The sequence below is a fragment of the Rhodopseudomonas sp. genome (assembly GCF_036404135.1).
Lineage (GTDB): Bacteria > Pseudomonadota > Alphaproteobacteria > Rhizobiales > Xanthobacteraceae > Rhodopseudomonas_A.
The window spans coordinates 1-10,476 of the sequence record NZ_DASWPE010000141.1; the positions used below are offsets into that span (position 1 = coordinate 1).

General features: G+C 66.8%; 8 protein-coding genes. 6 read left to right on the forward strand and 2 right to left on the reverse strand.

Going from position 1 to position 10,476, the window contains the following annotated elements; genetic code table 11:
* Nucleotides 1-1,245: DUF3422 domain-containing protein (locus VGC77_RS17180; protein ID WP_331172782.1), on the reverse strand; the 1,245-nt coding region annotated here is incomplete at its 3' end.
* Between the two features lie 295 nt (nt 1,246-1,540).
* Between VGC77_RS17180 and hemC the strand changes: the two genes are divergently transcribed.
* Genes hemC through VGC77_RS17195 form a run of 3 tightly spaced genes read left to right on the forward strand, consistent with a single transcriptional unit; the run spans nt 1,541 to nt 5,396 of the window.
* Nucleotides 1,541-2,521 (forward strand): hydroxymethylbilane synthase, encoded by a 981-nt coding sequence (hemC, locus tag VGC77_RS17185; protein WP_331172783.1) that lies wholly within the window; start codon nt 1,541-1,543, stop codon nt 2,519-2,521.
* A gap of 56 nt (nt 2,522-2,577) precedes the next feature.
* Nucleotides 2,578-3,600: a magnesium chelatase ATPase subunit I gene (bchI, locus tag VGC77_RS17190; RefSeq protein WP_331172784.1), complete on the forward strand. Its 1,023-nt coding sequence runs from the start codon at nt 2,578-2,580 to the stop codon at nt 3,598-3,600.
* A complete protein-coding gene (locus VGC77_RS17195; RefSeq protein ID WP_331172785.1) occupies nt 3,597-5,396 on the forward strand; it encodes a magnesium chelatase subunit D in 1,800 nt (599 codons plus the stop codon). The genes bchI and VGC77_RS17195 overlap by 4 nt, the downstream gene beginning before the upstream one ends.
* Nucleotides 5,397-5,402: 6 nt before the next feature.
* On the opposite strand, the gene VGC77_RS17200 is transcribed toward VGC77_RS17195, so the two are convergent.
* Nucleotides 5,403-6,569, reverse strand: a complete 1,167-nt coding sequence (locus VGC77_RS17200; protein ID WP_331172786.1) for a PAS domain-containing protein — start codon at nt 6,567-6,569, stop codon at nt 5,403-5,405.
* 463 nt (nt 6,570-7,032) lie between these two features.
* Here VGC77_RS17200 and VGC77_RS17205 point away from each other — a divergent pair, with 463 nt between their 5' ends.
* From VGC77_RS17205 to VGC77_RS17215, 3 genes are all read left to right on the forward strand, one after another.
* The gene (locus tag VGC77_RS17205) at nt 7,033-8,736 is read left to right on the forward strand and encodes a methyl-accepting chemotaxis protein (RefSeq protein ID WP_331172787.1); all 1,704 of its coding nucleotides are present in this window, start codon (nt 7,033-7,035) and stop codon (nt 8,734-8,736) included.
* Nucleotides 8,736-9,143: a hypothetical protein gene (locus tag VGC77_RS17210; protein WP_331172788.1), complete on the forward strand. Its 408-nt coding sequence runs from the start codon at nt 8,736-8,738 to the stop codon at nt 9,141-9,143. Before VGC77_RS17205 ends, VGC77_RS17210 begins: the two co-directional genes overlap by 1 nt.
* Nucleotides 9,144-9,254: 111 nt before the next feature.
* Complete coding sequence (locus tag VGC77_RS17215; protein WP_331172789.1) at nt 9,255-10,244, forward strand: L,D-transpeptidase; 990 nt, start codon at nt 9,255-9,257, stop codon at nt 10,242-10,244.
* Nucleotides 10,245-10,476: the final 232 nt, after the last annotated feature.

The window sequence follows — 10,476 nt, forward strand, 5'->3', positions numbered from 1 at the left end:
CGGCACGAAGGCCGCCACCGCGACATTCGGCTCGACCGGCAGATGGCCGGCATCCTGCAATCCCTTCACCAGATAGCCGAACAGCCCGACCACGTAGTAGGTGATCGCCGCGGTGGACAGCCCTTCCACCGTGGTCTGCAAGCGCAATTGCAGCCGGGTGCGGGCGTTCATCGATTTCAACAGCTCCTGGTTCTGCTGTTCGAGTTCGACGTCGACCCGGGTGCGCAACAGATTGGCGGCGCGCGCCAGCTTCAGGGACAGGCTGGATTGCCGCTCCTCGGTGGTGATGCAGGTGCGCAGCGCCGGCTTCATCCGCCGCGCCAGGAACGACGACCAGGTCGGCAGCCCACCGACCTTGCGTTCGCCGATGGTGTGCAGCCGCTGCTCGACGATTTCCTCATAGGCGCGGCTGGCGCCGAACCGGAACAGGCTCTCGGCGGCGCCGGCCTCGACCTCGGCGGCGAGCCCGGTGAGTTCTTCCAGGAGTTTGTGGTTGCCGGCCAGATCGCTGCCGGAGCGCATCTGGCTGGTGACTTCGGCCAGCCGCCGCTCCGAGGCGGCAATCGACGGCGCCAGCCGCTGCGCTTCCGGCAAGCCGAGCAGCGCCAGCGTCCGGTAGGTCTCGATTTCGATCACCCGCTGCACCAAGGCGCCGGCGCGGCCCGCCGACATGCCGCGGTCGATCACCAGGATGCGGACGAAGCCGGCGGGGCCGGGCTGGAAATCGGTGGCGTAGAGCGCTGCGCCGTCGGAATTCTCCGCCACTGCGAGGCTGGCGCGGTCGAACAATTGCTCCGGATCGGTGCGCGGCGGATCGTCGGCCAACAGATGCAGGTCGACCGCCACCAGCAGCGGGCCGGGCTGTGGCAGGAGCTGCATCGGCCCGGCCAGCGACACCGCGTCGGGGTGAAACGGCAGGCCGAGCGGATCGGCGCGCACTTCCCAGGTGTAGGTGGTGAATTCGGAATGCTGCTCCCAGCGCAGCACGGTGGCGCCGAACGGCATGCGGTGATGCTTTTCGTGCGACGGCGGCGGCTGCAGTCCGCGCTCGACGCAGAACGCCGCCAGTTGCGCGCGGTCGGCCTGGGCGCGCGGCCCGGCGGTGTCGAACGCGAAATGGATCACCCGGGAGGGGACGGGAAGCGGCGTGAACGGGCGGGCGTGGACCTCGCCCAGCACTGCGGCGCGCAACGGATGCGGCGTCAGCCGCGTGGCGCCGTCACCAATCAAAACCTCAGCAGTCATTCAAAATTTCCAGCCGGTTATCCGCCCGAAACGCGGGTTCCGGAACGGCATGCTTGACTTGAGTAGCATTGCGTTGCGACAGACAGAAGCCGAAAGGTACCGCCACGCGCGCGGTCGGCTGCGAGCCGTTCGCAGCGCGCGGAATACGCCGCGAATACAGAAGGTTCGCGGGCAGAGTCAACAATGGTCGGAAACTGCGGGCCATCCGTTTGCATTCCGGCGCGGGCTGGTCTTAGTCTCCGGCCCGAAAAGAATACCGCGGCCCTTCGCGCGGTCGTCGAATGGAGCATGAGCGGTGGCAATTCCAGTCCGTATCGGCACTCGCAAGAGTATCATGGCGCTTGCCCAGACGGAGGACATCGCCCGTCGATTGTCCGCCGCGGCATCCGAACTCGACGTCGAGATCGTCAAGTTCGAAACCGTCGGTGATAGCGACCAGATCAGCAAGCTGCTGCCGCATGGCGGCAAGGGCGGCGCCTTCGTGGCCGAGATCCGCGCCGCGGTGACCTCGGGCAAGCTCGAAGCCTGCATGCATTCCTTGAAGGACATGCCGGGCAACGAAGACACTCCCGGCCTGATCATCGGCGCCACGCTGTCGCGCGATCCGCCGACCGACGCACTGGTGCTGCGCAAGGGGCTGACGCTGGAAGACCTGCAGAAGTCGCGCGGCAAGGGCTATACCATCGGCACCAACGCGGTGCGCCGCGCCGCCTATGCCAAGCGGCTGTTCCCCGAGGTCAACGTCATCCATTTCCGCGGCGCCGCCGATACAAGGGTGCGCAAGCTCGACAATGCCGAGAAGCAGCGGCTGCCGGACGGCGGCACGGTCGGCCCCGCCGACGCGCTGATCATGGCGCGCTCTGGCCTGGAGCGGGTCGGCTTCGTCGACCGCATCGTGCACGATTTCACCCCGCAGGAGATGTTGCCGTCCGCCGGGCAAGGCATCGTCGCGGTGGAATGCGCGGTGAACAATTGGCAGATCCGCAAATATCTCGAGTTGATCGACGATCCGGTCGCGCGGCTCAGCTGCGACGCCGAGCGCGAAGTGCTGTGGGTGCTGAACGGCCACTGCAACTCGCCGATGGCGGCGTTCTCCACCATCAAGGGGACGGAAATGACGCTGAGCGCCTCGGTGCTCGACGAGGAAGGCGGGCTGTTCATCGAGGCCAGCCGCAGCGGCCCGGCCAATCGTCCCCGCGAACTCGGCCGCGCGGTCGCGCTGGAATTGCTCGACAAGGGCGCCGCCGCGATCATCGAGCGCACCCGGCCGGAGTGAGCCACACCCGCCACCCGACTTCCCACGAGACAAGCTTAACGTGACGAAAGCATAGCATGGCGACAGTTTTTCCCTTTTCCGCCATCGTCGGCCAGGACGAGATGAAGCTCGCGCTGCTGATCGCGGCGGTCGATCCGAAAGTCGGCGGCGTGCTGGCGTTCGGCGATCGCGGCGCCGGCAAGTCGACCGCGGTGCGCGCGCTCGCCGCCCTGCTGCCGAAGATGAAGGTCGTGGTCGGCTGCCGCTACAATTGCGATCCCGAACTGCCGAAGGCGTTCTGCGACGAATGCCGGGAGAAGGAAAAGCACGGCAAGCTGAAGACCGCGCAGGTGCCGGTGCCGGTGGTCGATCTGCCGCTCGGCGCCACCGAGGACCGCGTGGTCGGCGCGCTCGATCTGGAGCGCGCGCTGGCGCGCGGCGAGAAGGCGTTCGAGCCCGGCCTGCTGGCCCGCGCGCATCGCGGCTTCCTCTACATCGACGAAGCCAACCTTTTGGAAGATCACCTGGTCGACCTGTTGCTCGACGTCGCCGCCTCCGGCGAGAACGTGGTGGAGCGCGAAGGTCTCAGCATTCGCCATCCCGCGCGCTTCGTGCTGGTCGGCACCGGCAACCCGGAAGAGGGTGAGTTGCGCCCGCAATTGCTCGACCGCTTCGGCATGTCGGTCGAGGTCAAGACCCCGGACGATCTGCCGAGCCGGATGGAAGTGGTGCGCCGCCGCGACGCCTTCGAGAGCGATCCCACCGCGTTCCTGGCGGCTTGGACCAAGGAAGAGGCCAAGCTGCGCAAGAAGATCACCCAGGCCCGCGAGCGATTGCCCGAGGTCACGGTGTCGGACGCTGCGCTGGAGCGCGCCGCGACCTTGTGCATGCGGCTCGGCACCGATGGCTTGCGCGGCGAGTTGACGCTGATGCGCGCGGCGCGGTCGCTGGCGGCGCTGGAGCACGCCAAGCACGTCACCGACGAGCATCTGAAGAAGATCGCGCCCTCGGCGCTGCGGCATCGGCTGCGGCGCAACCCGCTCGACGACGCCGGTTCCACCGTCCGGGTCGATCGCGCCATCGGCGAAGTGTTCGGATGAGTCAGGCGGTCGCATGGTCCGATGCGGCGACCGCGGCGCAATTGTTCGCGGTCGATCCGGTCGGCACCGGCGTGCTGCTGCGGTCGCGCGCCGGGCCGGTGCGCGACCGCTGGCTGTCGATGCTGCGCGCCGCGCTGCCGCCGACCGACGCCCATAAACATCTCCCACTCCATATCGCCGAGGGCCGGCTGCTCGGCGGGTTGGATCTGTCGGCGACGCTGGTCTCCGGCCGTCCGGTCGCCGAACGCGGGTTGTTGGCCGAGGCCGATGGCGGCGTCTTGATGCTGGCGATGGCCGAGCGGATGCAATCCTCGACCACGGTGCACGTCACCGCGGCGATGGACGCCCATGAGACGCTGATCGAGCGCGACGGGCTGTCGCTGAGGATGCCGGCGCGGTTTGGCGTGGTGGCGCTCGACGAGGGGCTGGAGGATGAGTTCGCCCCGGCCGGCCTGCGTGACCGGCTGGCGTTTCATCTCGACCTCGACCGCTTCTCGTTCCGCGATACCGAGGAATTTGAGATCAACGCCGCCGACATCGAAGTCGCACGGTCGCGGTTGCCGCTGATCCGCGCCACCGACGAGCAGATCGAGGCGATTGTCACCGCCGCCGCGGCGATGGGCATCGTCTCGCTGCGCGCGCCGCTGTTGACGATCCGCGTCGCCCGCGCCGCCGCGGCCTGGAGCGGCCATACCGAGATCGACCAGGAAGACATCGGCATCGCGGCGCGGCTGGTGCTGGCGCCGCGCGCGCTGTACTTCCCGCAGGCCGAGCAGCCGGACCAGCCGGAACCGCCGCCGGAAGAGCCGCCGCCGCCGGAAGACAATTCCGAAGACAACAAGGACCAGGACGAACAGCAGATCCCGGACATCGACCGCGCGCTCGACGAGGTGATCCTGGCTGCTGCGAAGGCGGCGATCCCGCCCGACGTGCTGGCGTCGCTGCGCGCTTCCGCGGGCCGCAGCCGCGCGCGCTCCTCCGGCAAGGCCGGCGAATTGCAGAAATCCAACAAGCGCGGCCGGCCGACCGGCACGCTGCGCGGCGAACTGCGTGCCGGCGCCAAGCTCAGCGTGATCGAGACGCTGCGCTCGGCGGCGCCCTGGCAGCCGCTGCGCCGCCGCGAAGCCGCGGCCTCCGCCGCCACCACGATTGCCGCCGGCGGCGAGGCGGCGCCGCAGCCGCGCATCCTGATCCGCAAGGATGATTTCCGCATCGCGCGCTTCAAGCAGCGCACCGAGACCATCACCATCTTCGTGGTCGATGCCTCGGGCTCTGCGGCGCTGCACCGGCTCGCCGAAGCCAAGGGCGCGGTGGAGTTGCTGCTGGCCGATTGCTACGTGCGCCGCGACCAGGTGGCGATGATCGCGTTCCGCGGCAGCATCGCCGAAATCCTGCTGCCGCCGACGCGCTCGCTGGCGCGCGCCAAGCGCAGCCTCGCAGGGTTGCCGGGCGGCGGTGGTACGCCGCTGGCCTGCGGCTTGGATGCCGCTTTCGCGCTGGCGGATTCCATCAAGCGCAAGGGCCAGACCCCGACCGTGATCCTGATGACCGACGGCCGCGCCAACATCGCCCGCGACGGCTCGCCGGGCCGGCCCAAGGCCGAGGAGGACGCCATCGCCTCGGCGCGGCAATTGCGCTCGGCCGGTGTCAACGCGGTGTTGGTCGACATGTCGCCGCGGCCCGGCCCGCAGGGCGAAAAGATCGCCAAGGAAATGGGCGCGCGCTATCTGCCGCTGCCCTATGCCGACGCCACCGTGTTGTCGCAGGCGGTGCTGGCAAGCACCCAGGCGGCGTAGCCGCGATCAGCGCCCGCGGCGCTGCCGGGCGCGCTCCAGCGTTTCCGAGGGCCGCTCGCCGAACGCCAGCCGGTAGTCGCGGGCGAAATGCCCCTGGTTCTGGAAGCAGCATTTCAAGGCGGTGCCGAGCACGGTGGTGGATTTCTCCGCCATCTGCAGAATCGCCCGGGCGTGGTTCAGCCGCACCCGCTTGATGTATTCGTTCGGGGTGAAGCCCCAGGCCAGCTTGCAGTGCTTGAACAGCGTCCGGGTGTTGACCCTGGCCGCCGCTGCCAACGCCGCGATGTTGAGCGGCCGGTCCCAGTTCAGATCGACGTAGCGTTTGACCGCCTTCACCGTGTTGGTCGCCGAATTGTATTTCGGGCCGCGCTTGGCGTCGGTGACGTCGAGGCAGACGCCGACCAGACCGACCACTTCGTCGAGTTCGTCGAACACCGGCATCACCGTCTGATTGACCCAGCGGATCTCTCCACTCGGCCGAATGATGCGGTGCTCGCTGCTATAGACCATGCCGTTGGTGACCCGTCTGGCCTCCTCGAGCACGCGCGGCCGGTCCTCGGGGTGCAGTTGCGCGATGAAATCCTCGAAGCTCGGCGTCGGGCCGTTCGGCGCGCGGCCGAGCAGGATGTTCAGCCCCTCCGAGCAGCATGCGGTGTTGTTGCGGAAATCTTTGCTCCAGAACGACGCGCTTTGCGCATAGTCACAGCGCCGCGGCTGACGTTCGGCGGTGGGCGCATCGACCGGCGTGCTGATCACGCCGATCGTGTCCACCGCGCGATTGTCGCGGTCGCGCTGCAACGCCGTCACCGTGACGCGTACCGGCAGCACCGAGCCGTCCTTTTTCAGGAATCGTTTCTCGATCGTGTAGGACTCGATCTCACCGCGAATCAGTCGCTGCAATTCCTGCGCACTTCGTTCGACATCGTCGGGGTGCGTCAACGCCGTGAAGCTGAACTGACCGCCGTTCAATTCGTCCGCCGAGTAACCGAGCATCTGGCAGAATCGCGGGTTTGCTGACAGCAGGTGTCCCGATTGCGGGTCGACCTTTGCAAAGCCCAGACCGCCGCTCTCTATGGTCTGCTCGAGAAACGAAAAAGGGATTGTCGCGCGCGACGCGGGGACCGGAGGCCGACTGAAAAGGGGGGGATCCGCGACCGTCTTGCTCTTGATCATATCGCGCTATCCATGCGCGTGACAGCACGGAAAAGTCAACCCGATCGACCGATTACATAAGTTGACCTAAATAGTTACTTAGCTCCAGGCGTTGACTGTTTTTGATCATCCGAGGCGCATTTTGAGCGACGCATTTGCCATGTTGCATGACCGCGCCGTGCAAAACCAATGTGTTGCGCGGACGTGCTGACGCGCGAGTTTAATGCTGTCCCGAGCCTGTCGCGATGCTTTCGCGAAGCTGTCGATCGGCGCGGCGGCGCAACGCCGCGGACGTGATCTGTACGCCGGGGGCGCTATCCTGCCGGGGTCGGCATTTACACTTTGCCGGCACACTTAACGGTGACTTGTTGCGGCGTCGGCGGCGAACCGCGGTGTCTTTCGGGACACCGGGCACAGCCGCGGGACAACGCTGCAACGCTCGATTTCGATTTGTTGCCATCCCCATCCCCTGCGGAGAAACCCGATGCCGGCTGCGCTATCGACTGGAGTCCGATTCACCATCAGTCGCAAGATCTACGTGCTGATCAGTCTCGGCTTTCTCGGCTTGCTCGGCATCGCCTTTCTGGATTCCGGCGAACTGGCGTCCGGCCTGAAACAGCAAAAGCAGATCGAGCTGCAGCGGCTGACCGAACTCGCCGTCGATATCGTCAAGCACGAATACGCTTCCGCGCAAAGCGGCGAGGTGTCGGTCGCCGAGGCGCAGAAGCGCGCGCAGGCGCGGGTGGCGAGCATGCGCTACGGCAACGGCGATTATTTCTTCGTCACCGATCTGCAGGGCAACATGTTGATGCATCCGGTGACGGCGAGTCTGGTTGGAACCGACATGTCGATTACCAAGGATCCGAATGGCAAACGCTTCATCGCCGAGATGGTCGAATCGGTGAAGCAGAAGGGCAGCGGCTTTGTCGATTATATCTGGGCCAAGCCCGGCTTCGACAAGCCGCAGCCGAAATTGTCGTTTGCCGCCGGCTTTGCGCCGTGGGGCTGGATGATCTCGACCGGCGTCTATATCGACGATCTCGCGGCGCAGACCTGGGCGGCGACCGAGCGCTCGCTGATCGCCGCGGCGATCATTCTGCTGGTGACGCTGGCGGCCTCGATGGTGATGGCTCGGCGCATCACCAAGCCGCTGCATCAGATGACCGAGGCGATGACGGCGCTGGCTGGCGGGCGGCTCGACGCCGCCATTCCGGGGATCGGGCGCAGCGACGAGATCGGCGAAATGGCCGATACGGTCGAGGTGTTCAAGACCAATGCGGTGGCGCGGCAGCGCCTGGAGGCCGAACAGAAGCAGGCAGAGGCGCTCGCCGCGGCGCAGCGCAAGGCCGACACCAGCAGGCTCGCCGACGCGTTCGAAAGCGCGGTCGGCGAAATCATCGAAACGGTGACCGCGGCGTCCAACGAATTGGAGGCCTCCGCCACCACGCTCACCACCACCGCGGCGCGCTCGCAGCAGCTCGCGACGCTGGTCGCGTCGGCCTCCGAAGAGGCCTCGACCAACGTGCAGTCGGTGGCTTCCGCGACCGAAGAGATGAGTTCGTCGGTCGACGAGATCAGCCGCCAGGTGCAGGACTCCGCCCGCATCGCCCACGAGGCGGTGGATCAGGCGCGCAAGACCAATGACCGGGTCGGCGAATTGTCGAAAGCCGCGGCGCGGATCGGCGACGTCGTCGAACTGATCAACACCATCGCAGGCCAGACCAATCTGTTGGCGCTCAACGCCACCATCGAGGCAGCCCGCGCCGGCGAGGCCGGCCGCGGTTTTGCGGTGGTGGCCTCCGAGGTCAAGGCGCTGGCCGAACAGACGGCGCGCGCCACCGGCGAGATCGGCCAGCAGATCAACGGCATTCAGGGCGCCACGCAAGTCTCCGTCGCGGCGATCGAGGAGATCAGCGCCACCATCGGCAAGATGTCGGAGATCGCCTCCACCATCGCCTCGGCGGTGGAAGAGCAGGGCGCCGCCACCCGGGAGATTTCCCGCAATGTGCAGCAGGCGGCGGAGGGCACCTCGCAGGTCAGCTGCAACATCTCCGACGTGCAGCACGGCGCCAGCGAGACCGGATCGGCCTCGGCGCAGGTGCTGTCCGCAGCGCAGATCCTGTCGCGCGACAGCACCCGGCTGAAGAGCGAGGTCAGCAAGTTCCTGCACACCGTGCGCGCGGCCTGATGCCGATGCAGCCCCGGGGCTCCGCGCCGCGCGCGGATCAGCACGTCGCCGGCGATCCCGGCGAGGCGGTCGCCGAGACCGCGGCCGACAGCGTCCTGCAACAGACCCAGTGCGCGATTGCCTCGGCCGTCGCGGCGGGGGATTGTTGGCAGTCGACGATCGACGGCTTGTTTCAGCATCTTGAGGCGGCGGCGCGGACGGTCAATCTGCTCGATGACCCGCAGACCAAACGCACGCTGCTGGCAAGGCTGGCATCGATCCGCGGCAATCTGCAGCAGGCAGCGGGCCGGCTGCAGGGGCAGGTGCAAACCCTGTTGGCGTTCACGCCGCCGGCGCAGCGCGTGCTGCGCCGAACCGATGCGATGGGTGCCGGCGGATCGGATCGCGGCGGCGCCGGCGACGCCTGATCGCGCGCGGTGCTTCGCGCGCGTTCTTTCGGCGGCCGTGGAACCAGCCGCCGCACCGGCGCTTGTCCTGGAATCGCGCCGCGTCGGCAGCTGACCAATCCAGGCCTCCTCATGAAACGTATCATTATCGTTGTCGGACTGCTGTGTTTGGCTCAGCCGGCGTTTGCCGCGGCGTTGAAGCCCGAGGCCATCAACACCGCGGAGTTCTCCAGCAAGATTCCGAACCAAGACAAGCTCAGCCCGCTCGCGGTGAAACTGCAGGTGCTGCTCGATCGCGCGCATTTCTCGCCCGGCGAGATCGACGGCCGGTTCGGCGAGAACGTCGAAAAGGCGCTGCTGGCCTATGCCGAGGCCAACGCGCTGCCGCCCGGCAAGGCGCTCACCCCGGAGATCTGGGCCAAGCTCAAGGCCAATTCCGGCGACCCGGTGCTGGCGCAATACACCATCACCGCCGAGGATCTCAAAGGTCCGTTCCTGGCCAAGCTGCCGGCCAAGATGGAGCAGATGAAGACGTTGAAGCATCTCAGCTACACCTCGCCGAAGGAGGCGTTGAGCGAGCGTTTCCACGTCAGCCAGGAGTTGTTGGCCGAGCTCAACCCCGGGCAGAAATTCAATCATGCCGGCGACGCCATCACCATCGTCAGCCTGCCGCCGGAGGCGATGCCGACGCCCGCCGCGCGCGTCGAGGTCGACAAGCAGCGCCAGACCGTCAAGGCGTTCGGGGCGGACGGCGCGCTGCTGGCGTTCTATCCCGCCAGCGTCGGCAGCGAGGAGAAGCCGACGCCGTCCGGCACGCTGAAGGTGCAGACGGTGGATGCCAATCCGAACTATCGCTACAATCCGAAGTACAAATTCAGCGGCGTGAAATCGACCAAACCGTTCGAGATCAAGCCGGGCCCGAACAATCCGGTCGGCGCGATGTGGATCGGGCTGTCGGAGCCGGGCTACGGCATCCACGGCACCGCCGACCCCTCGCGGGTCAGCAAGAGCGATTCCCACGGCTGCGTCCGCTTGACCAATTGGGACGTGCTGCGGCTGTCGCGCATGGTCAAGAAGGGCGTCGAAGTGGCGTTCGTCGAGGACCAGCAGGCGGCGAGGTAAGCGGGCTGCGGTCTGACCTCTGACGACGAGCCAGACCGTCATCCTGAGTGTCTGACCGAAAAAGCAGCGAGCAAAATCAGGGGTTTTTGTTATTGCGAGCCGAGGGCAGCGCGCAGCGCCGACTTCGATGCGAAGCAATCCAGGGGCTTCAAGCGTGGCCCTGGATTGCTTCGTCGCAAGAGCTCCTCGCAATGACGGGTTGAAGGCCTGATTTCATTGATCGCTTTTTGAG

Coding starts and splice junctions, on each gene's coding strand:
- VGC77_RS17215 (WP_331172789.1), top strand. CDS start 9,255: ATGAAACGTATCATTATCGTTGTCGGACTGCTGTGTTTGGCTCAGCCG.
- VGC77_RS17205 (WP_331172787.1), top strand. CDS start 7,033: ATGCCGGCTGCGCTATCGACTGGAGTCCGATTCACCATCAGTCGCAAG.
- bchI (WP_331172784.1), top strand. CDS start 2,578: ATGGCGACAGTTTTTCCCTTTTCCGCCATCGTCGGCCAGGACGAGATG.
- VGC77_RS17200 (WP_331172786.1), bottom strand. CDS start 6,569: ATGATCAAGAGCAAGACGGTCGCGGATCCCCCCCTTTTCAGTCGGCCT.
- VGC77_RS17195 (WP_331172785.1), top strand. CDS start 3,597: ATGAGTCAGGCGGTCGCATGGTCCGATGCGGCGACCGCGGCGCAATTG.
- VGC77_RS17210 (WP_331172788.1), top strand. CDS start 8,736: ATGCCGATGCAGCCCCGGGGCTCCGCGCCGCGCGCGGATCAGCACGTC.